At 58.6% G+C, this 23738-nt stretch carries 17 protein-coding genes; 14 read left to right on the top strand and 3 right to left on the bottom strand.

The features are described from left to right. Positions 1-823 precede the first annotated feature (823 nt). From CKW38_RS29135 to CKW38_RS29175, 9 genes are all read left to right on the top strand, one after another. On the top strand, positions 824-2425 hold the full coding sequence (locus CKW38_RS29135; RefSeq protein WP_095114531.1) for an ABC transporter substrate-binding protein: 1602 nt from the start codon (positions 824-826) through the stop codon (positions 2423-2425). 260 nt (positions 2426-2685) lie between these two features. After that, entirely contained in the window at positions 2686-4311 is a 1626-nt protein-coding gene (locus CKW38_RS29140) for an ABC transporter substrate-binding protein (protein ID WP_095114532.1), read from the top strand. A gap of 300 nt (positions 4312-4611) precedes the next feature. After that, positions 4612-6210, top strand: a complete 1599-nt coding sequence (locus CKW38_RS29145; protein WP_095114533.1) for an ABC transporter substrate-binding protein — start codon at positions 4612-4614, stop codon at positions 6208-6210. A gap of 175 nt (positions 6211-6385) precedes the next feature. Then, positions 6386-7801 carry an OprD family porin gene (locus tag CKW38_RS29150; RefSeq protein WP_007917616.1) on the top strand — a complete coding sequence of 472 codons (1416 nt, stop codon included), beginning with the start codon at positions 6386-6388 and terminating at the stop codon, positions 7799-7801. 78 nt (positions 7802-7879) lie between these two features. Continuing rightward, the gene (locus CKW38_RS29155; protein ID WP_095114534.1) at positions 7880-9475 is read left to right on the top strand and encodes an ABC transporter substrate-binding protein; all 1596 of its coding nucleotides are present in this window, start codon (positions 7880-7882) and stop codon (positions 9473-9475) included. 73 nt (positions 9476-9548) lie between these two features. Beyond that, entirely contained in the window at positions 9549-10559 is a 1011-nt protein-coding gene (locus CKW38_RS29160) for an ABC transporter permease subunit (RefSeq protein WP_007917620.1), read from the top strand. A gap of 11 nt (positions 10560-10570) precedes the next feature. Then, entirely contained in the window at positions 10571-11494 is a 924-nt protein-coding gene (locus CKW38_RS29165; RefSeq protein ID WP_007917622.1) for an ABC transporter permease subunit, read from the top strand. A gap of 10 nt (positions 11495-11504) precedes the next feature. Further along, positions 11505-12473: an ABC transporter ATP-binding protein gene (locus tag CKW38_RS29170; protein WP_007917624.1), complete on the top strand. Its 969-nt coding sequence runs from the start codon at positions 11505-11507 to the stop codon at positions 12471-12473. Continuing rightward, positions 12473-13453 (top strand): peptide ABC transporter ATP-binding protein, encoded by a 981-nt coding sequence (locus CKW38_RS29175; protein WP_007917625.1) that lies wholly within the window; start codon positions 12473-12475, stop codon positions 13451-13453. The genes CKW38_RS29170 and CKW38_RS29175 overlap by 1 nt, the downstream gene beginning before the upstream one ends. Before the next feature lie 209 nt (positions 13454-13662). Here CKW38_RS29175 and CKW38_RS29180 read toward each other — a convergent pair whose 3' ends face one another. The 3 genes from CKW38_RS29180 to CKW38_RS29190 form a co-directional block, all read right to left on the bottom strand. Continuing rightward, a complete protein-coding gene (locus tag CKW38_RS29180; RefSeq protein WP_007917627.1) occupies positions 13663-13926 on the bottom strand; it encodes a hypothetical protein in 264 nt (87 codons plus the stop codon). A gap of 160 nt (positions 13927-14086) precedes the next feature. Then, complete coding sequence (locus tag CKW38_RS29185) at positions 14087-15283, bottom strand: MFS transporter (protein ID WP_095114535.1); 1197 nt, start codon at positions 15281-15283, stop codon at positions 14087-14089. 857 nt (positions 15284-16140) lie between these two features. Further along, positions 16141-17724, bottom strand: a complete 1584-nt coding sequence (locus tag CKW38_RS29190) for a peptide chain release factor 3 (protein ID WP_007915312.1) — start codon at positions 17722-17724, stop codon at positions 16141-16143. 358 nt (positions 17725-18082) lie between these two features. Here CKW38_RS29190 and CKW38_RS29195 point away from each other — a divergent pair, with 358 nt between their 5' ends. The 5 genes from CKW38_RS29195 (at position 18083) to CKW38_RS29215 (ending at position 23334) form a co-directional block, all read left to right on the top strand. Continuing rightward, positions 18083-18772, top strand: coding sequence for an ABC transporter permease (locus tag CKW38_RS29195; protein WP_169844036.1), 690 nt, complete (start codon positions 18083-18085; stop codon positions 18770-18772). A 21-nt stretch (positions 18773-18793) separates the two neighbouring features. Further along, positions 18794-19699 (top strand): glycine betaine ABC transporter substrate-binding protein, encoded by a 906-nt coding sequence (locus CKW38_RS29200; RefSeq protein WP_095114536.1) that lies wholly within the window; start codon positions 18794-18796, stop codon positions 19697-19699. A gap of 12 nt (positions 19700-19711) precedes the next feature. Beyond that, on the top strand, positions 19712-20365 hold the full coding sequence (locus CKW38_RS29205; RefSeq protein ID WP_007915307.1) for an ABC transporter permease: 654 nt from the start codon (positions 19712-19714) through the stop codon (positions 20363-20365). Next, positions 20362-21519 carry a betaine/proline/choline family ABC transporter ATP-binding protein gene (locus CKW38_RS29210; protein WP_007915305.1) on the top strand — a complete coding sequence of 386 codons (1158 nt, stop codon included), beginning with the start codon at positions 20362-20364 and terminating at the stop codon, positions 21517-21519. Before CKW38_RS29205 ends, CKW38_RS29210 begins: the two co-directional genes overlap by 4 nt. 651 nt (positions 21520-22170) lie before the next feature. Next, complete coding sequence (locus CKW38_RS29215) at positions 22171-23334, top strand: type III PLP-dependent enzyme (protein ID WP_007915304.1); 1164 nt, start codon at positions 22171-22173, stop codon at positions 23332-23334. Positions 23335-23738: the final 404 nt, after the last annotated feature.

Raw genomic sequence — 23738 nt, forward strand, 5'->3', positions numbered from 1 at the left:
CTTGATCATCTTCACGACTTGCAGCTTGAAGCTGTCGTCGAATGCCCTGCGTTTTTTAGTCATGAATAACTCCTCGATAGATGTATTTTCCACCTATCGGGGTGTCCGGGGAAATTAGACCACTGCAAGTTACGCCGACGTGCGATTGCCGTGTTGAACTCAGATTCTGAAACAGATCAAAAGCCCCTCACCCTAGCCCTCCCGAAACGTCGGACCGCCCGTAGGGAGAGGGGACTGACCGAGTGGTTTGGGAGATGTACGCCGACGTGAAATACCGAGTCGAACTCAGGTTTTGAAAGGCCCACAAATCGGCTCCCTCTCCCTCGGGAGAGGGCTGGGGTGAGGGGTAGCCACAACACAAATCAACAGCCGAACACCGCTTGGCTCTTCACCACTCAACAGGATGAGCGTTAGCTCGGCTGCAGCTCTTGATCTGTAGGGCGACGTCGGAAGGCTGAGTGGAGGGATTGATCCGGGCGTGGGAGCGCAGCGACCGTTTGGCGCAGCCAAACACAGCGAGAGGAGGTGCAGCGAAGCAAACCGTAGGCGCTGCGCCCGGATCGATCCCGCAGCGAAGGAACCCCGAGCCCTAGCGAGCGGGCCGTACGTAGGAGCAAGCGTTTTTGGTTACTTTTGAGGCGTTTGTCAAAAGTGACCCGCCGTAAGGGCGGAACCCTAAGCAGCCGTTACCGCAGCAACGGATATACACACAAGTGCTAGATATGCCGAGATAGACGCTTCAACAGGAAAAACGATATTTCCGCCACCCCCCCCGCCCCAGCTACTCTTCCACGATTACCACCGCCGATTCCCCGGGGACCCCATGCCAAGATCCACCCTAAAACCGCTCTTGATCTCCCTCGCACTAACCGCCATAGCCCCGATCGCCAACGCCGCCACAACCCTGGTCTACTGCTCCGAAGCCAGCCCCGCCGGCTTCGACCCCAGCCAATACACCAGCGGCACCGACTTCGACGCCTCCGCCGAAACCGTCTTCAACCGCCTCACCCAATTCAAACGCGGCGGCACCGACATCGAACCCGGCCTGGCAACAAAATGGGATATCTCCCCGGATGGCCTGCAATACACCTTCCACCTGCGCCAAAACGTAAAATTCCACACCACCGACTACTTCACCCCCACTCGAGACTTCAACGCCGACGACGTCCTCTTCACCTTCCAGCGCCTGCTCGACCCGGAAAACGCCTTCCGCAAGGCCTACCCCGCCGAATCCCCCTACTTCACCGACATGGGCCTCAACACTACGATCAAATCGGTAGAAAAACTCGACGAGCAAACCGTGCGCTTCAACCTCAACAACGTCGACGCCGCGTTCGTGCAAAACCTCGCCATGAGCTTCGCCTCCGTGCAATCAGCCGAATACGCCAACCAACTGTTGAAAGAAGGCAAAGCCGCCGACCTCAACCAGAAGCCGATCGGCACCGGCCCATTCGTGTTCAAGCGCTACCAGAAGGACTCACAAATCCGCTACGCCGCCAACACGGCCTACTGGAAACCCGAAGACCTCAAAATCGATAACCTGATTTTCTCCATCACCCCGGACGCCGCCGTGCGCCTGCAAAAACTCAAGGCCGGCGAATGCCAGGTCAGCGGCTACCCACGCCCGGCCGACATCGAAGTGATGGAAAAAGACCCGAACCTGCGCGTGCTCAAACAGGCCGGTTTCAACCTCGGCTTCCTCGCCTACAACACCACCCACGCGCCACTCGACCAGCTCAAAGTGCGGCAGGCGTTGGACATGGCCATCGACAAACCGGCAATCATCAAAGCCGTCTACCAAAGCGCCGGCCAGTTGGCGCAAAACGCCTTGCCGCCGGCGCAATGGTCGTATGACCCGAACATCAAGGACGCTCCCTACGACCCGGCAAAAGCACGGGTGCTACTGAAAGAAGCAGGGGTTGCGCCGGGTACAACCATCAACCTCTGGGCGATGACAGTGCAGCGCGCCTCGAACCCGAACGCGCGGATGTCGGCGCAGATGATCCAGCAGGATTGGGAGAAAATCGGCATCAAGGCCAACATCGTCAGCTACGAATGGGGCGAGTACATCAAGCGCGCGAAAAATGGCGAACACGACGCGATGATCTATGGTTGGACAGGTGACAACGGTGACCCGGACAACTGGCTTGGCGTGCTCTACAGCTGCGCGGCGGTAAAAGGCAGCAACTACGCCAAATGGTGCGATCCGGCCTACGACAAACTGGTGCAACAGGCCAAGTTGTCCACCGACAAAGCACAGCGGGTAAAACTGTATCAACAGGCGCAACTGATCCTTAAACAGCAAGTGCCGATCACACCGATTGCCAACTCCACGGTGTTTCAGCCGCTGCGCAAGGAAGTTACTGACTTCCGGATCAGCCCGTTCGGTCTAACCCCCTTCTATGGCGTGGGTATAAATAAGTAACACCGAGCCCCAAGGCGGCGCGCACAACGTGACCAACGCACCGTTTTGGGGCTTCATTTGCACCGTAAAAACCACCCGCAAACGGTCAAATGCGTCAGAAGTTATACAGATGCGACATTAAGGTACGTTCGTGCCACGCTTTGAGGCCGGCAGTCACTCTGGATCTTGCAATGGGTATGGCCCCTGCATAAGTATCCGCAGGCACGACTCACGAGGTCGTACCTCACAACTAAAAAATGACAACAAATCATGAGGCCAACATGCTTAAACACGCGGTCATTCCGTTTTTAGTCGGCGCAGGCTTGTTAGCCTCCGCACCTTTCGCATCCGCTGCGACTAACCTGGTGTTCTGCTCCGAAGGCAGCCCGGCCGGTTTCGACCCAGGCCAGTACACCACCGGAACCGACTTCGACGCCTCAGCCGAAACCATGTTCAACCGTCTGACCCAGTTCGAGCGCGGCGGCACCGCCGTGATTCCTGGTCTGGCGACCAAGTGGGACATTTCCGATGACGGCCTGACGTACACCTTCCACCTGCGTGAAGGCGTCAAGTTCCACACCACCCCGTATTTCAAGCCGACTCGTGAGTTCAACGCCGACGACGTACTGTTCACCTTCAATCGCATGATTAACAAGGATGACCCGTTCCGTAAGGCGTACCCGACCGAATTCCCGTACTTCACCGACATGGGGATGGACACCAACATCACCAAGATCGATAAAGTCGACGATCACACCGTCAAGTTCACTTTGAAAGAAGTGGATGCCGCGTTCATCCAGAACATGGCCATGAGCTTCGCCTCGGTACAGTCCGCCGAGTACGCTGCCCAGCTGCTCAAGGAAGGCAAGGCTGCCGACATCAACCAGAAGCCGATCGGCACTGGCCCGTTCGTGTTCAAGAGCTACCAGAAAGACTCCAACATCCGTTACACCGGCAACAAGGACTACTGGAAGCCTGAAGACGTGAAGATCGACAACCTGATCTTCGCCATCACCACCGACCCGTCGGTACGTATTCAGAAGCTGAAAAAGAACGAGTGCCAGGTCACCCTCTTCCCGCGTCCGGCCGACCTGAAAGCGCTGAAAGAAGACAAAACCCTGAAAATGCCTGACCAGGCTGGTTTCAACCTGGGTTACATCGCCTACAACGTGATGGACAAGGTCAAGGGCAGCAACGAGGCCAACCCGCTGGCAGACCTGCGCGTTCGTCAGGCGCTGGACATGGCCGTGAACAAGCCGCAAATCATTGATTCGGTTTATCAGGGCGCAGGCCAACTGGCCGTCAACGCCATGCCGCCGACCCAATGGTCTTACGACACCACCATCAAAGATGCCAAGTACGATCCTGAGAAAGCCAAACAGCTGCTCAAGGAAGCCGGCGTCAAGGAAGGTACCGAGATCGTGCTGTGGGCGATGCCGGTGCAGCGTCCGTACAACCCGAACGCCAAACTGATGGCTGAAATGCTCCAGTCCGACTGGGCCAAGATCGGCTTGAAAGTGAAGATCACCAGCTACGAGTGGGGCGAGTACATCAAACGCTCCAAAGGTGGCGAGAACCAGGCCATGATCATTGGCTGGAGCGGTGACAATGGTGATCCGGACAACTGGCTGAACGTGCTGTTCGGTTGCGACTCGCTCAGCGGCAACAACTTCTCCAAGTGGTGCGACAAGAAGTTCGACGGCCTCGTCAAAGAAGCCAAACGCACGACCGACCAGGCCAAGCGCACCGAACTGTACAAACAGGCGCAACACGTCCTCAAAGATGCAGTCCCGATGACACCTATCGCCCACTCGACGGTGTACCAACCCATGCGCGCCAACGTGCAGGATTTCAAGATCAGCCCATTCGGCTTGAATTCCTTCTACGGCGTCAGCGTCAGCAAATAAGGCACTGCAACGGCGACGTTTATAACGTCGCCGTTGTTTTACCTGCCGGGAAGTTAGGAAATTGCCTACAGCCAATTCCACTGTGGATTACCGCAGCGGTATAGGACGCGTCGCCTTTTCCTACGAGCTTTAAGGCATTTACGCATTTACTGCCAGAACCGCGGCCCCTACCGTCGGGTACTGACCAGTGTCTGCGTGGGCCACCGGTTTGCCGTACGCACTGGATTGAGCTCGATGCAGCCAAAACGTCTCCGGATGAGACGACGGCGCATTGAACAACACTAAAAAAGAGGGAGCGTCATGCGCCATACCTTGATTTATTCCGCATTGTTGGCGGCCGGCCTGTTGGCCGCCTCGTCCGCCAGTTTCGCCGCCAGCAAAAGTCTGGTGTTCTGCTCTGAAGGCAGCCCGGCGGGCTTTGATACCGCGCAATACACGACGGCCACCGATAACGACGCCGCCGAACCGATCTACAACCGACTGGTCGAGTTCGAAAAAGGCGCGACTAATGTCGTCCCGGGCCTGGCAACCACGTGGGATATTTCCGAGGATGGTCTCAAGTACACCTTTCACCTGCGTGAAGGTGTGAAATTTCATACAACGCCGTACTTCAAGCCGACCCGCGACTTCAACGCCGACGACGTGTTGTTCACGTTTAATCGCATGCTCGATGCACAGCAACCTTTCCGTAAGGCTTATCCCACCGAATTCCCGTATTTCAACGGGATGAGCCTGAACAAGAACATCGCCAAGGTCGAGAAGACCGGGCCGCTGACCGTGGAGTTCACGCTCAACAGCGTCGACGCAGCGTTCATTCAGAATATCGCCATGAGCTTCGCCGCCATCCTGTCCGCCGAATACGCCGACAAACTGCTGGCCGAAGGCAAGCCAAGCGACATCAACCAGAAACCGATCGGCACCGGGCCGTTCGTGTTCAAGAGTTATCAGAAAGACTCGAACATTCGTTATACCGGTAATAAACATTACTGGGATCCGAGCCGGGTCAAACTCGACAACCTGATCTTCGCGATCAACACCGACGCCTCGGTGCGCGTACAGAAGCTCAAGGCCGGCGAATGCCAGATTACCCTGCATCCGCGCCCTGCCGATGTCGAAGCGCTGAAGGCCGATCCAAAACTGCAGCTGATCTCCAAGCCGGGTTTCAACCTCGGCTACATCGCCTATAACGTCCGCCACAAGCCCTTCGACCAGCTCGAAGTGCGCCAGGCGCTGGACATGGCGGTGAATAAACAAGGAATTCTCAACGCTGTTTATCAGGGCGCCGGTCAACTGGCCGTCAACGCCATGCCGCCGACCCAGTGGTCCTACGACGACAGCATCAAAGACGCCGCCTACAACCCGGAAAAAGCCAAAGAGCTGCTCAAGGCTGCCGGCGTTAAAGAAGGCACCGAGATCACCCTGTGGGCGATGCCGGTGCAGCGCCCGTATAACCCGAACGCCAAACTGATGGCCGAAATGCTCCAGGCGGACTGGGCCAAGATCGGTCTGAAAGTGAAGATCGTCAGCTACGAATGGGGCGAGTACATCAAGCGCACCAAAAATGGCGAGCACGACATCAGCCTGATCGGCTGGACCGGTGACAACGGGGATCCGGACAACTGGCTCGGCACGCTGTACAGCTGCGATGCCATCGGCGGCAACAACTACTCCATGTGGTGCGACCCGGCTTACGACAAGCTGATCAAACAGGCCAAGGTCGTCACCGACCGCGACCAACGCACCGTGCTCTATAAACAGGCCCAGCAATTGCTTAAACAGCAAGTGCCGATCACGCCTGTCGCCCACTCGACGGTCAACCAGCCGTTAAGCGCGAGGATCGAAGGGTTCAAAGTCAGCCCGTTCGGTCGCAACGTGTTCTCGGGTGTCGGTATCGATTAAACCAGATGATTAGCCGCAACGCTGGGGGGCGCTGTCTAGCCCCTCACGCAAGCGCTTTGCCGAAATTCGCCAATCCGGCTTTTTGCAAACGTTTGCGATGTGTGAACGAGTTCTAAACCAATAACCGGCATACCAAAAAAAGCCGGCATAAAAAGAAAGTAAAGGAGCTTCACCCATGAAACTGAGCAGCACCGCGATACTGGCTCTGGCCATCAGCAGCGTCACCGCCACGGCGTACGCAGAAACCCAAAGCCAGGCGTTCACTCCAGTAACCGTCAACGAGAAGAGCGCCCAGGCCGAGGCCACCGGCTTCCTCGAAGGTCAATCGATCAGCGGTTCGACCCGCAACTGGTACGCCAACGAGCAACTCAAGCGCGGCGGCAAGTTCGCCTATCGCAAGAACGGCCAATCGACCGAAACCGACCGCCGCATCAACTGGGTGCAAGGCACGATCATCAAGTACAACTCGGGCTTCACCGAAGGTACTGTCGGTTTCAGCACCGAAGTGGCGGCCTACAACGCCATCGCTCTTGAGCGTGACCGCGAGAACCTCGCCTCCAACAACGGCGGCGCACCGGGCACTCGTCCAGGCGCAGGCAACAACCGTACGCTGACCAAAGAAGGCGGTGACGCTCAAGGTCAATGGAGCAAAGTGGGCCTGGCCAACATCAAGGCACGTATCTCCAATACCACCCTGACCGCTGGCCGCATGAACTTCAGCAGCCCGCAGGTCGACGTGATCGGCAACCGTCCGCTGCCGTCGAGCTTCGAAGGTATCGCGATCCACAGCGAAGAGCTGAACAACCTCTCGTTCGACCTGGCAACGTTCGACCGCGTCTCGCCTCGTACCGAAGAGAGCCTCAGCAAGTTCCGCTCCGAATACGGCAACATCGACGCCGAAGCTGACCACGTGAATACCGCCGGTATCTCGTACCAGCCGTTCGCCAGCCTGACCACCAGCCTGTGGGGCACCCAGGCTGAAGACCTGTGGAACCAGTACTACTTCGGCGCCACCCACGTGCTGGGTGACAGCTCGATCCTCAGCCTGACCACCGGCCTGAACTACTACAAGACTGTCGACGAAGGCAAAAAACTGCTGGGCGACATCGACAACGACACCTACTCGCTGTCGTTCGGCCTGACTCACCTGGCACACACCCTGACCTTCTCGTATCAGGAAGTGAACGGTAACGAGTACTTCGACTACCTGCACGAAACCAACGGTATCTACCTGGCCAACTCCCTGCTCTCGGACTTCAACGGCCCGAACGAGAAGTCCTTCCAGGTTTCCTACGGCATCAACATGGCCGAATACGGTGTACCGGGCCTGAAGTTCAACATCTACCAGGCGCGCGGCTGGGGCATCGACGGCACTCACTACAAAGGTGGCGGCTACGACGGTGTGCAATCGATGGACGGCGAGCACCACTATGAATACGGCATCGGTGCAACCTATGCCGTACAGAGCGGGCCACTCAAAGCCACCACGATTCGCGGCACTTACACCGCTCACCGCGCCAGCGAAAACCAGGCTGACGGCAGCATCAACGAGTTCCGTCTCGTGACCACGATTCCATTCAACATCCTGTAAAAAACGCCAACCGACGGCTGACTCATGATGAGTCGGCCGTTCGGTTTTTTGTCTTCAACCGATTGCAGAGGGTTATCGATGAAAATGCTTCCCCTACGTGCGGCCATCGCGGCTGCGTTGCTGAGTGTCGCTGTTGGCGTCTCGGCCAAACCCTTGGTGGTCTGCACCGAAGCCAGTCCGGAAGGCTTCGATATGGTCCAGTACACAACTGCAGTCACGGCGGACGCTGTGGCCGAAACCATCTTCAACCGCCTGGCTGACTTCAAGCCCGGCACCACTGAAGTGATCCCGGCTCTCGCCGAGTCCTGGGACATCAGCGAAGACGGCCTGACCTACACGTTCCACCTGCGCAAAGGCGTCAAGTTTCACACCACCGAATATTTCAAGCCGACCCGCGACATGAACGCCGACGACGTGGTCTGGAGCTTCCAGCGTCAACTGGACCCGAATCACCCGTGGCACAAACTGTCGAGCGTGGGCTTCCCGTACTTTGAAAGCATGGGCTTCAAGGAACTGCTGAAGAATGTCGAGAAAGTCGACGACAACACGGTCAAGTTCACCCTGACCCGCCGCGAAGCGCCGTTCCTGGCCGACATCGCGATGGCGTTCTCCTCGATCTACCCGGCCGAATACGCCGACCAATTGCTCAAAGCCAACAAGACCGGCGACCTCAACAACAAGCCGATCGGCACCGGCCCGTTCATCTTCCAGCGCTACGCCAAGGATGCGCAGGTGCGCTTCAAGGCCAACCCGGAGTATTTCCGTGGCAAGCCGCCAGCCGATGCGTTGATCCTGGCGATCGCCACCGACAACAACGTGCGCCTGCAGAAGCTCAAGGCCAACGAATGCCAGATCGCGCTGTATCCAAAACCGGATGACATCCCGAGCATCAAGAAAGACGCCAAGCTCAAGGTCGATGAACTGAACGCGATGACCGTTTCGTACATCGCCATGAACACCCAGCACAAATACATGAGCGACGTGCGCGTGCGTAAGGCGATCGATATCGCCTTCGACAAAGCCGCTTACGTCAACGCGCTGTTTGGCCCGGGCAATGCGACCGTCGCGGTCAACCCGTACCCGGACACGCTGCTGGGCTACAACCACGACCTGAAGAACCCGCCACGCGACCTCGACAAGGCCCGCGCCCTGCTCAAGGAAGCCGGGGTTCCGGAAGGCACCGTGTTTACCCTGTTTACCCGTAACGGCGGTGGCCCGACCAACCCCAACCCGATGCTCGGCGCACAAATGATGCAGGCTGACCTGGCGAAAGTCGGGATCAAGATCGACATTCGCGTGATGGAATGGGGCGAAATGCTCAAACGCGCCAAGGCCGGTGAGCACGATATGGTCTCGGCCGGATGGGCGGGCGACAACGGCGACCCGGATAACTTCCTGACGCCTATGCTCAGTTGCGAAGCTGCCAAGAACGGCGAAAACTACGCGCGCTGGTGCAACGAGAAATTCCAGGCACTGCTCGACGAAGCACGGGCTAAAGTAGATCCGGCCGAACGCGCGAAACTCTACGAGCAGGCTCAGGTCCTGTTTAATCAGGATCAACCGTGGATCAGCATGGCCCACACGCGGATGTTTACTGCAATGCGCAACAACGTAGAGGGCTATCACATCAGCCCTCTCACCACTAATAACTTCGCCACCACCCAGGTGAAGTAGATAAGAAACTCCCGGTGTTCCTGACCCCAGGGACACCGGGCACGCCTAACCGGCTGATGAGGTACCACACAAGATGTTTAGTTTTATTGCCCGCCGACTGGGGTTATTGATCCCCACGTTTTTCGGCATCACCTTGCTGACTTTCGCGTTGATTCGCATGATTCCGGGCGACCCCGTGGAAGTGATGATGGGCGAACGTCGGGTCGACCCCGAAATGCACGCTCAGGCAATGGAACGCCTAGGTCTGAACAAGCCACTGTATGCCCAGTATCTGGACTACATCGGCAAACTGGCTCAAGGCGATCTCGGCGAATCCCTGCGTACGCGTGAAAGCGTATGGACCGAGTTCACCTCTCTCTTTCCGGCGACTTTGGAACTGTCCATGGCCGCCCTGCTGTTCGCCGGCATTCTCGGTCTTCTGGCCGGGGTGATCGCGGCACTCAAGCGAGGATCGCTGTTCGACCACGGGGTGATGGGCATCTCCCTCGCGGGGTATTCGATGCCGATCTTCTGGTGGGGCCTGATCCTGATCATGTTCTTCTCGGTGAGCCTGGGCTGGACCCCGGTTTCCGGGCGGATCGATTTGCTCTATGACATCGAGCCGCGCACCGGTTTCATGCTCATCGACACGCTGCTGGCCGATGACGTCGGCGCGTTCTTCGACGCGCTGCATCACCTGATCCTGCCAGCCATCGTGCTCGGCACCATTCCGCTGGCAGTGATCGCGCGGATGACCCGTTCGTCGATGCTTGAAGTGCTGCGCGAAGACTACATCCGCACCGCCAAGGCCAAGGGCCTGTCGCCGTCGCGCGTGGTGTTCGTCCACGGCCTGCGTAACGCGCTGATTCCGGTACTCACCGTGGTCGGTCTGCAAGTCGGCACCCTGCTGGCCGGTGCGGTCCTGACCGAAACCATCTTCTCCTGGCCCGGCATCGGTAAATGGCTGATCGAAGCCATCGGCGCCCGGGACTACCCGGTTGTGCAAAACGGCATCCTGTTAATCGCCTGCCTGGTGATTCTGGTCAACTTCGTAGTGGACATCCTCTACGGCTTTGCCAACCCACGCATCCGTCATCAGCGCTGAGGTCAATAACCATGAGCACTCCAACATCCTCAGTAGCCACCGCCGCCAACGCGGATCAAAGTCTGCTGTACCCGTCACCGTACAAAGAATTCTGGCAAGCCTTCTCGAAGAACAAGGGCGCAGTTGCCGGCCTGCTGTTCATGTTGCTGATCATCTTCTGCGCGCTGTTCGCGCCGTGGGTCGCGCCGCATAACCCGAGCGAGCAATACCGTGACTTCCTGCTGACGCCACCGGCGTGGCTGGAAGGCGGACAGATGCAATTCCTGCTCGGCACCGATGAACTGGGGCGTGACCTGCTGTCGCGTCTGATCCAGGGTTCGCGCCTGTCGTTGCTGATCGGCTTGTCGTCGGTGGTGATGTCGCTGATTCCGGGGATCCTCCTCGGTCTGTTTGCCGGTTTCTTCCCGAAGATGATCGGCCCGACCATCATGCGTCTGATGGACATCATGCTGGCCCTGCCGTCGCTGCTGCTGGCTGTGGCGATTGTCGCCATCCTCGGCCCTGGCCTGATCAACACCGTGATCGCCATTGCTGTGGTTTCGCTGCCGTCCTACGTGCGTCTGACCCGTGCCGCCGTGATGGGCGAACTGAACCGCGACTACGTGACCGCCGCGCGCCTGGCCGGTGCCGGTCTGCCACGTCTGATGTTCATCACCGTGCTGCCGAACTGCATGGCGCCGCTGATCGTTCAGGCAACTTTGAGCTTCTCCTCGGCGATTCTCGATGCCGCCGCACTGGGCTTCCTCGGCCTTGGCGTACAACCGCCAACCCCTGAGTGGGGCACCATGCTGGCCTCGGCCCGCGACTACATCGAACGCGCCTGGTGGGTAGTCAGTCTGCCTGGTTTGACCATTTTGCTCAGTGTGCTGGCAATCAACTTGATGGGCGACGGTCTGCGCGATGCGCTGGACCCGAAACTCAAGAACGCCGCCTGAGGAGATTCCCATGTCACTGCTAGAAATCAAGAATCTCAACGTTCGCTTCGGCGACAAGACCGCGACCCCGGTGGTCGACGGCCTCGACCTGAAAGTCGACAAAGGCGAAGTACTGGCCATCGTGGGCGAGTCGGGTTCGGGTAAATCCGTGACCATGATGGCGCTGATGGGCCTGATCGAGCATCCCGGCATCGTCACCGCCGACTCGCTCAGCTTTGACGGCAAAGACATGCTCAAGCTGAGCAACCGTCAGCGCCGGCAAATCGTCGGCAAAGACCTGTCGATGGTCTTTCAGGACCCGATGACCGCGCTGAACCCGAGCTACACCGTCGGTTTCCAGATCGAAGAAGTGCTGCGTCTGCACCTGAAAATGTCCGGCAAGCAAGCGCGCAAACGTGCGATCGAGCTGCTGGAAAAAGTCGAAATCCCTGGCGCCGCCAGCCGTATGGACGCCTACCCGCATCAACTGTCCGGCGGTATGAGCCAGCGTGTTGCGATCGCCATGGCGATTGCCGGCGAGCCGAAACTGCTGATCGCCGACGAACCGACTACTGCGCTGGACGTGACGATTCAGGCACAGATCATGGATCTGCTGCTGGCGTTGCAGAAAGAACAGAACATGGGCTTGGTGCTGATCACTCACGACCTCGCGGTCGTGGCGGAAACCGCCCAGCGCGTCTGCGTGATGTACGCCGGTCAAGCCGTTGAAGTCGGCCAAGTGCCGCAACTGTTCGACATCCCGGCGCACCCGTACAGCGAAGCGCTGCTCAAGGCGATTCCCGAGCACAGCCTCGGCGCCTCACGCCTGTCGACTCTGCCGGGTATCGTCCCGGGCCGCTACGACCGTCCGCAGGGTTGCCTGCTGTCGCCGCGCTGCCCGTACGTGCAGGACAGCTGCCGCACGCAGCGTCCAGGCCTTGATCCGAAAAGCAACAGCCTCGCGCGCTGCTTCTTCCCGCTGAACCAGGAGGTGGCGTAATGGCCGTCGTACTTACCGCCCGCGACCTGACCCGTCACTACGAAGTCTCCCGTGGTCTGTTCAAGGGCCACGCGACCGTGCGCGCACTCAACGGTGTGTCGTTCGAACTGGAAGCCGGCAAGACCCTCGCCGTGGTAGGCGAGTCGGGCTGCGGCAAATCCACCCTCGCCCGTGCGTTGACGCTGATTGAAGATCCATCTTCCGGCTCCTTGAAAATCGCCGGCCAGGAAGTCGCCGGCGCCGACAAAGCCCAGCGCAAGCAACTGCGCAAAGACGTGCAGATGGTCTTCCAAAGCCCATACGCCTCGTTGAACCCACGGCAGAAAGTCGGTGATCAGCTCGGCGAACCGCTGCTGATCAACACCAACCTCTCCGCCGCTGAGCGTCGCGAGAAAGTCCAGGCGATGATGAAGCAGGTCGGCTTGCGCCCTGAGCACTATCAGCGCTATCCGCACATGTTCTCCGGCGGTCAGCGCCAGCGTATCGCCCTGGCCCGGGCGATGATGTTGCAACCGAAAGTGTTGGTGGCGGATGAGCCGACTTCGGCACTGGACGTGTCGATTCAGGCGCAGGTACTCAACCTGTTCATGGATCTGCAGCAGGAGTTCAACACCGCGTACGTGTTCATCTCGCACAACCTCGCGGTGGTGCAACACGTGGCCGATGACGTGATGGTGATGTACCTCGGTCGCCCGGTGGAACTGGGGCCGAAGAACGACATTTACGAGCGTCCGCTGCACCCGTATACCCAGGCGCTGCTGTCGGCAACCCCGACCATTCACCCGGATCCGAACAAGCCGAAAATCAAGATCGTCGGCGAACTGCCTAACCCGCTGAACCCGCCGCCGGGCTGTGCTTTCCACAAGCGCTGCCCGTATGCGACCGAGCGTTGCAGCACGGAAGAGCCAGCGTTGCGCCAGCTCGACAGCCGGCAGGTGGCTTGCCACTACGCCGAGCAGTTCCTCGACGGCGCGGCATAAGCAAATCTGGAGAGCGACACGAAACCTGTAGGAGCTGTCGAGTGAAACGAGGCTGCGATCTTTTGATTGTCAGAATCAGAATCAAAAGATCGCAGCGTGCCGCAGCTCCTACAGGGATCGGGTTTATTCAGGGATAAAGTGTTGAGCAAACCCCTTCCACCCCGATTGCGCATCAGTCGAGGCAGAAGGGGTTTTCTTTTGCCTGCGATTTACGTTTGGCTATCGCCTTCGTCGTCCGGATCATCAGAGTCCGGCTCATCGGTGGTCGAGTCGTCGTCATCGGCGCTGCCACCCTGCCCCTGATCGCCCGGCTCGGATTCAGACTTGGCGAGCATCAAACCGCTATGCCCCACCTGTCCGTTGAACGCCTGGGAATCATGATCCTCGCACTCGGCCCAGGCCGTCGCGGTGCCGAGGGACAGCATGACCATCACTTTCAACAGTAATAAAACCCGTAGCAACCTGCTTTTCATAGCCGACTCCATCCATTTTCAGGTGAGACATTCGTGCCTGACTGGCGCTGTGTGAAATCTAGTTCCGATCCATCGGGTTCACCAGATAGGACGCTAACGAGCGCGCAGAAATGCCCTCGGCAGACAGATTGCTTTCGAATAATGCCAATAGCTGGATCAGCTAAGCGACCGGGCGCACGCGCGTGGCCTGCCAAGTCAGAGGGATGGAAATCAACACCATCAGCGCACTCGCCAGCCACACACTGTGGCCCCCGAATTGACCATACAACTGGCCACTGAGCACCGGTGACAACAGCGCACTGGCGCTCCAGCTCATAAAGAACAGGCCGAAGTACTGACCGCTTTTGCCGCCCAGGGCAAAACGCATCGCCAGCACATTCAGCGGCGGCATGAAAAACGCCTCGCCCAAGGTCCAGATCAGCGTCGACAGGCAGACGTAAAACAGCCCGGAACCGAACGGCAACATGCCGAGCCCGCAGGCCAGCAACACACTGCCGAGCAGCATTTGTCGACGCATGCCCCATCGCTCGCCCCAATGCGACAACGGAATCTGCAGGGCGATCACCAACAACGCATTGAGGCCAAACTGCCAACCGATCGCTTCGGTGCTCAAGTGATAGTAATCACGCAGATAATTGCCCAGGGTGCTGTAGACCGTGTCGAACGCGATGCCAAGCACAGCCGTCGCCGCCAGCAACCAGAGGAACGGTTTGTCGCGATACGGCCCCCCGGAACCTGCGTCATCCGTGGACGTTTCGTCATTGATCAGCACCGGACGCTGCCACGTGGTGCGGACAAACCACAGCAAGGCCAGCAACGTCATTGCCGCACTGGCGAAAAATACCCAGCGAAAATCAGCCTGCGCCAAAACCCCGCCCGCCACCCCGGCAGCGGCCATCCCGAGGTTGCGCGCCACCCGGCTCAAGGCCTGCGCACGCGAGCGCTGCGCCACCTCGCAATATTCCATGATCAGGCGCTGATGCAGCGTGCGAATGGCCCCATCGAGGGTTCCGCTGAGCAACAACAATGCCGCCAGCAACGGCACCTGCGTCACCAGCCCCAGCAGCAACAGCACCCACACCGAAACAAAGAACAACGCCGCCGTCAGCCGCGCCGTGCGCACATGATCACTGAGCCAGCCACCGAGCATCGAACCGACCAGCAAACCCGCGCCGTACGCCGACAGCAACCAGCCAACCGTCTCGATCGCCAGCCCCAGCTCCTGACGCAGGTACAGTGCCATGAACAGCTTGACCATGCTGCTCAAGCGATTGATGAACAACAGCGCCGCGAGCACCCAGGCCATTACGCTGAAATAACCGTTGAGCCGCAGCAGTTGAGTCAGTCGACTCGTCATTCCCTTGACCTCTCAAAGCGACTTGCGTGGAGCTGGAACACTAACGGCCAGCAGGCTGGTTGTCGCGTTCGAGAACATCGAGATCACAAAAAACGGAGACGGCCTACAGCCATTGCGCGGACGAAACCAGAAACCGACTTGAGATCAAAAGCCCCTCACCCTATCCCTCTCCCAAAGGGAGAGGGGACTGACCGAGGTGTTTGGGAGAGCTACGCCGACGTGAAATACCGAGTTGAACGCAGGTTCTGAAACAGGTCAAAAGCCCCTCACCCTAGCCCTCCCGAAACGTCGGACCGCCCGTAGGGAGAGGGGACTGACCGCGTGGGCTGGAAGAGATACGCCGACGTGAAATACCGAGTCGAACTCAGATCTTGAAAAGCCCACAAATCGGCTCCCTCTCCCTCGGGAGAGGGCTGGGGTGAGGGGTAGCCACAACACAAATCAACAGCCGAACACCGCTTGGCTCTTCACCACTCAACAGGATGAGCGTTAGCTCGGCTGCAGCTCTTGATCTGTAGGGCGACGTCGGAAGGCTGAGTGGAGGGATTGATCCGGGCGTGGGAGCGCAGCGACCGTTTGGCGCAGCCAAACACAGCGAGAGGAGGTGCAGCGAAGCAAACCGTAGGCGCTGCGCCCGGATCGATCCCGCAGCGAAGGAACCCCGAGCCCCAGCGAGCGGGCCGCACGTAGGAGCAAGCCTTTTGGGTTACCTTTTCGGCGTTTGGAAAAGGTGACCCGCCGTAAGGGCGGAACCCTAAGCCGCCATCACCCAAAAAACGGATATACCCCCAAAACCAAAGCAAAAAAAAGCCCCCTAGGCACACACCGAGGGGGCTTCGGACAAACCAACTCAGAGCTTAGTGATGCTCACGCGTCGCACGGAATTTCACATCCGGCCAACGCTCTTCCATCAACGCCAGGTTAACCCGCGTCGGCGCAAGATAGGTCAGGTGCCCACCGCCATCGACCGCCAGGTTCTCCACAGCCTTGTTGGAAAACTCCTCAAGCTTCTTCTTGTCGCTGCACTCAATCCAGCGCGCGGAATACACAGTGATCGGCTCATACGAGCACTCAACCTTGTATTCCTCCTTCAAACGGCTGGCGACCACATCAAACTGCAGCACACCCACGGCGCCAAGAATGATGTCGTTGCTGCGCTCCGGGAAGAACACCTGCGTTGCACCTTCTTCGGCCAGTTGCTGGAGACCCTGACGCAACTGCTTGGATTTCAGCGGATCACGCAGGCGCACACGACGGAACAGCTCCGGCGCAAAGTGCGGAATGCCGGTGAAACCGAGGGTTTCACCTTCACTGAAGGTGTCGCCAATCTGGATCGTACCGTGGTTGTGCAGACCGATGATGTCGCCGGCAAAGGCTTCTTCAAGCTGCTCACGCTCGGAGGAGAAGAACGTCAAGGCGTCGCCGATGCGCACGTCCTTGCCGGTGCGCACGTGGCGCATCTTCATGCCTTTCTCGTACTTGCCGGAGCAAATGCGCATGAAGGCGATGCGGTCGCGGTGCTTCGGGTCCATGTTCGCCTGGATCTTGAAGATGAAGCCCGAGAACTTCTCTTCGACCGGCTCGACGGTACGCTCGTTAGCGACACGGGCCAGCGGACGCGGCGCCCAATCAACGACGGCGTCGAGTACGTGGTCAACACCAAAGTTGCCCAAAGCAGTACCGAAGAATACCGGGGTCAGCTGACCGTCGAGGAATTCCTGTTGATTGAATTCGTGGCAGGCGCCCTGAACCAGTTCCAGCTGCTCGATGAAACGCTCGTACTCGTCGCCCAGATGCGCACGCGCTTCGTCGGAGTCGAGCTTCTCGATGATCTTGGTTTCGGTGCGTTCGTGACCGTGACCGGCGGTGTAGACAATGATGTAGTCATCGGCCAGGTGGTACACGCCCTTGAAGTCGCGGTAGCAACCGATCGGCCAGGTGATCGGCGCGGCCTTGATCTTCAGCACGGCTTCGATCTCGTCGAGCAGTTCGATCGGGTCGCGGATGTCACGGTCGAGTTTGTTGATGAAGCTGACGATCGGCGTGTCACGCAGACGGCAGACGTCCATCAGCGCAATGGTCCGTGGCTCTACACCTTTACCGCCGTCGAGAACCATCAATGCCGAGTCCACCGCGGTCAGGGTGCGGTAGGTATCTTCGGAGAAGTCTTCGTGGCCCGGGGTGTCGAGCAGGTTGATCATGTGTTCGCGATACGGGAACTGCATGACCGACGTGGTAATGGAAATACCCCGTTGCTTCTCCATCTCCATCCAGTCGGATGTCGCATGGCGATCGGATTTACGGGATTTCACCGTACCGGCCACTGCAATCGCCTTGCCCATCAACAGGAGCTTTTCGGTGATCGTGGTTTTACCGGCATCGGGGTGGGAAATAATGGCGAAAGTGCGGCGTTTCGCGACTTCGGCGGCCTGGTTGGTCATGGGAAATCGCCTGGCGGTGATTCAAAAAAGGGCCGCGATTATAGCCCAACTCGATGCAATAACCGAACCGTTGAGCACATTAAGGGTGGCCAAATGCTGCCGCAGATGGGAACCTTTTGAAGCACGGAGACGTCCATCCCCTGTTACGAATTTTCGTCAGGGGCTGAAAAATCAGCAAGTTAGCCTGACGAGGCTGCGCTCATGGCTCGCTTTCAGACCGCTTTTTGCCGGTGCTGAGGGAGCTGCTTCTCGCGAACGTTTATTCCCGGCAGCCATGTACGGCATGCCACACGGGAGGGCGTTCGCCGACTACAAAAAAAGGAGTCCGCCTGTGGCTATCCGCTATGGCAAAGGGCTGATGGGAGGTGCGGTGGTGATCGCGCTCCTGGCCCTGCTGGTCCACTGGATCGGCATCAACACGATCGAACACTACCGCGACGATTTGTTGTTTTACCTGCAAGCTCATCTGATTCTCGTCCTCGCTTCAATGCTGGCCGCCCTTGTCGTGGGCATCCCCGCCGGCATCTTCCTCAGTCGCCCGACCATGGTCGGCCGCGCTGAACGCTTCATGCAGATCTTCAATATCGGTAACACCGTGCCTCCGCTGGCCGTGCTCGCGATTGCCCTGGGCGTCCTCGGCATCGGCAGTGGCCCGGCGATCTTCGCTTTATTCCTCGCTTCGTTGCTGCCGATTGTGCGCAACACCTACGAAGGCCTGAAAAATGTGCAGGGCTCGCTGAAAGAAGCGGCCGTCGGCATCGGCATGACCCCGCGCCAAGTGCTGTGGAAAGTCGAATTGCCCAACGCTGTGCCGATCATCGTCGGTGGTGTGCGCGTGGCTTTGGCGATCAACGTCGGCACCGCGCCGCTGGCGTTCCTGATCGGTGCCAACAGCCTTGGCAGCCTGATCTTCCCTGGCATCGCCCTGAACAATCAGCCGCAACTGCTGCTCGGCGCCGCGTGCACCGCGCTGCTGGCCTTGCTGCTCGATGGCGTCGTCACCCTCGCCAGCCGCCTCTGGCTGGAACGCGGTTTGCGCCCGTCTTAAGGCTTTTGCGAAGGAATATTTATGAAACGACTTAGCTTGATGTTAGGCCTGATGTTGAGCAGTGCCCTGCTGTTTGCAGGCATCGCCCAAGCCGCTGAAAAACCAGTGATTCGCCTCGGCGCCCGGGTATTCACCGAGCAGACCCTGCTCGCGGAAATCACCGCGCAATATCTGCGCAGCAAAGGCTACGACGCGCAGATCACCGGTGGTCTGGGCAGCAACCTCGCCCGCAGCGCCCACGAAAGCGGGCAGCTGGACATGCTCTGGGAATATACCGGCGTGTCGCTGGTGGCCTACAACCACGTCACGGAAAAACTCGACAGCGCCCAGTCCTACGCCCGGGTAAAAGAACTCGACGCGAAAAAAGGCCTGGTCTGGCTGACGCCGTCGAAATTCAGCAACACCTACGCCCTCGCGCTGCCGAAAAAGGTCGCCGAGGAATATCCGCAGATCAGCAACATCAGCCAGTTGAACGAAGTGCTGCGCGCCGAGGCCAAGACCAATCATCTGGTGGCGCTGGACACCGAGTTTGCCAACCGCTCCGACGGGCTGATCGGCATGGTCGATCTCTACGGCATGAACCTGACCCGCAAGAACATCCGTCAGATGGACGCTGGCCTGGTCTATACAGCGCTGCGTAACGGTCAGGTGTTTGCCGGTCTGGTCTACACCACTGACGGTCGCCTCAACGCCTTCGGCCTGAAACTGCTGGAAGACGACAAGCACTACTTCCCCGACTACACCGCCGCACCGGTGGTGCGTCAGGCCTACCTCGACGCGCACCCGCAATTGGCCGAGCAACTCAAGCCGCTGGCCGAACTGTTCGACGACGAAACCATGCGCCAGCTCAACGCGCGGGTCGACGTCGATCACGAAAGCCCTTCGAAAGTGGCCGCCGATTTCCTGCGCCAGCACCCACTTAACTAAGGAGGAAAAGTCATGGAATTTCTGAACGCCTTTTCCCACCTCGACTGGCAACAGGTGATGCACCTGACCTGGCAGCACATCACCCTCGTCGGCATTGCCGTGACCCTGGCGATTGTCGTTGGCGTGCCGTTGGGCATTCTGATGACGCGGTTTCCGACTCTCGCCGGCCCATTGCAAGCCAGCGCCACGGTGCTGCTGACGGTGCCGTCGATTGCCCTGTTCGGTTTGCTGCTGCCGTTCTACTCCAAATTCGGCCAGGGCCTCGGCCCGATGCCGGCGATCACCGCCGTGTTCCTTTATTCACTGTTGCCGATCATGCGCAACACCTACCTCGCCCTCACTGGCGTGGAACCGGGCATCCGTGAAGCCGCGCGCGGCATCGGCATGACCTTCGGCCAGCGTCTGCGCATGGTCGAGTTGCCGATCGCCGTGCCGGTGATCCTCGCCGGCGTGCGTACCGCCGTGGTGATGAACATCGGCGTGATGACCATCGCCGCGACCATCGGCGCCGGTGGCCTCGGTGTGTTGATCCTCGCTTCCATCAGCCGCAGTGACATGTCGATGCTGATCGTCGGCGCACTGCTGGTCAGTCTTCTGGCCATTTTCGCTGACCTGTTTCTCCAATGGCTGCAACGCTCGTTGACTCCAAAAGGACTGCTCAAATGATCGAACTTCAAAACCTCAGCAAAACTTTCCAAAGCAACGGCAAAGACGTCAAAGCCGTGGACTCGGTAAGCCTGACCGTCAATGAAGGCGAAATCTGTGTGTTCCTCGGGCCATCGGGTTGCGGTAAAAGCACCACGCTGAAGATGATCAATCGCCTGATCAAACCGACCTCGGGCAAGATCCTCATCAACGGCGAAGACACCACCGACCTCGACGAGGTGACCCTGCGCCGTAACATCGGTTACGTGATCCAGCAGATCGGCCTGTTCCCGAACATGACCATCGAAGAGAACATCGTTGTCGTGCCGAAACTGCTCGGCTGGGACAAACAGAAATGCCACGACCGCGCCCGCGAATTGATGAGCATGATCAAGCTGGAGCCCAAGCAATATCTGCATCGCTACCCGCGTGAACTGTCCGGTGGCCAGCAACAGCGCATCGGCGTGATCCGCGCACTGGCCGCTGATGCACCGTTGCTGTTGATGGATGAGCCGTTCGGTGCGGTCGACCCGATCAACCGCGAGATGATCCAGAACGAGTTCTTCGAGATGCAGCGCGCGCTGAACAAGACTGTGATCATGGTCAGCCACGACATCGACGAAGCGATCAAACTCGGCGACAAGATCGCAATCTTCCGCGCCGGCAAACTGCTGCAGATCGATCACCCGGACACGCTGCTCGCGCACCCGGCGGACGACTTTGTCAGCAGCTTCGTGGGGCAGGACAGCACGCTCAAGCGTCTGTTGCTGGTGAAGGCAGAAGATGCGGCGGACAACGCGCCGTCGGTGAGCCCGGAGACGCCGGTGGCTGATGCGCTGGAATTGATGGACGAGCATGACCGTCGCTACGTGGTGGTCACCTGTGCCGAGAACAAGGCGCTGGGTTATGTGCGCCGTCGTGATCTGCACCGTCAGACCGGCACCTGCGCGCAGTTCCTGCGTGAGTTCAATGCCACGGCAGCGTACGACGAACATTTGCGCATCCTGCTGTCACGCATGTACGAGTTCAATCGTTCGTGGCTGCCAGTGATGGATGCCGAACGGGTGTTCCTCGGTGAGGTGACGCAGGAGTCGATTGCGGCTTATCTGAGTTCGGGGCGTTCGCGTGGGATGAAGACCAGTATTGTCTCGCCGGCTGAGGCGGTGGTCGCCTGATTAACCGGTAAAAACACAAAACCCTGTAGGAGTGAGCCTGCTCGCGATAGCGCAATATCAGTCAATGAAGATGTCGGCTGAAAAAAAGTCATCGCGAGCAGGCTCACTCCTACTGGACCGGGGGTGTTACCAAGTCATTCACAAGGCGGAAAAGAATCTCAACACCTGAGAACCAGACAGCATGCGCTGGATAGCCGTCCAAACAGCCAAAATCCCCCTCACTCCCATCTCTCGCGGCCATCGTCGCCGATGTTGCGCCCATCACACTTACCTACGACTTCGCCGGCAAAAGCTGCGAACGTGCAGGTATTTTTAACACTGGAAAATTCTCGGGGAACATCTGCCCGTCATCTCGGTCGGCTACAAAGAGTGATGAACGCGACGCACGTCAGAAGCGTGCAAAAACGCGACATTTTTAGTTGATCTCACGCCCCTCACGCCCTAAAGTTCGCGCCGAACGTCCATGCTGGAAACGATCCATCCGGCTCAAGTACTGACGACGAGACAGCAAGGCCAAGGGAAAGCTGCACATCCCATGGCCTTTTTGCTTTCGGCGACATGCCTTGGGAAGTAGGCGAACCAAAGTGGGGATACGGAGGACGTTCATTTGCACCCATTGTTAATTTCAGTTTGCCAGTAGGAGTTCCCAGCATGTCGATCCAGGTCGAAGACTATTTCGCGCGCGCTACATTCGACAAAATGAAGGCGTTCGCCGACAAACAGGAAACCCCGTTCGTGGTGATCGACACCGCGATGATCGCCCAGGCCTACGATGACCTGCGCGCCGGTTTCGAATTCGCCAAGGTCTACTACGCGGTCAAGGCCAACCCGGCCGTCGAGATCATCGACCTGCTCAAAGAGAAAGGTTCGAGCTTCGACATCGCCTCGATCTATGAGCTGGACAAGGTGATGGATCGCGGCGTCAGCCCGGACCGCATCAGCTACGGCAACACCATCAAGAAATCCAAGGACATCCGCTACTTCTACGAGAAGGGCGTGCGTCTGTTCTCCACCGACTCCGAAGCCGACCTGCGCAACATCGCCAAGGCTGCCCCGGGTTCGAAAGTCTATGTGCGCATCCTCACCGAAGGCTCGACCACGGCTGACTGGCCACTGTCGCGCAAATTCGGCTGCCAGACCGACATGGCCATGGACCTGCTGATCCTCGCTCGCGACCTCGGCCTGGTGCCTTACGGCATCTCCTTCCACGTCGGTTCGCAGCAACGCGACATCAGCGTCTGGGACGCGGCGATCGCCAAGGTCAAAGTGATCTTCGAGCGCCTGAAAGAAGAAGACGGCATTCACCTGAAGCTGATCAACATGGGCGGTGGCTTCCCGGCCAACTACATCACCCGCACCAACAGCCTGGAAACCTACGCCGAAGAAATCATCCGTTTCCTCAAGGAAGACTTCGGTGATGACCTGCCGGAAATCATTCTCGAGCCGGGCCGTTCGCTGATCGCCAACGCCGGGATTCTGGTCAGCGAAGTGGTGCTGGTTGCACGCAAGTCGCGCACCGCTGTTGAACGTTGGGTTTATACCGATGTGGGCAAATTCTCCGGCCTGATCGAAACCATGGACGAAGCGATCAAGTTCCCGATCTGGACCGAGAAGAAAGGCGAGATGGAAGAAGTCGTGATCGCCGGCCCGACCTGCGACAGCGCTGACATCATGTACGAGAACTACAAATACGGTCTGCCGTTGAACCTGGCGATCGGTGATCGTCTGTACTGGCTGTCGACCGGGGCGTACACCACCAGTTACAGCGCGGTTGAGTTCAATGGCTTTCCGCCGTTGAAATCGTTTTACGTGTAAGCGCAGCTGCGAGTTTCAAGCTGCTAGCTGCAAGTGAAAAGCCCATGACGTGTCATGGGCTTTATTGTGTCTGGCTTTGAGATTTGTGGTGTGCTTTCGATCTATCCCCCTCACCCCAGCCCTCTCCCCCAAGGGGGCGAGGGGGAAAGGGAGCAGATCGGGGGCCTTTCAAAAGCTGAGTTCGACCGGATATCTCAGGTCGGTGTATCCGGAACATCCAACTCGGTCAGTCCCCTCTCCCTCTGGGAGAGGGTTAGGGTGAGGGCTCTTGGCACCGTGCAGTGGTCAACTAATTCCGGACACCTCGATAGGTGGTTTTGACGCCATCGCCCGCTCGTAAACGGTCGGTGGCAGATATCCCAGTTTCGAGTGCAGCCGTTCGTTGTTGTAAAACCCAACGATGT

Origin of the sequence: Pseudomonas sp. Irchel 3H7 (genome assembly GCF_900187605.1) — a bacterium.
Classification (GTDB): Bacteria; Pseudomonadota; Gammaproteobacteria; order Pseudomonadales; family Pseudomonadaceae; genus Aquipseudomonas.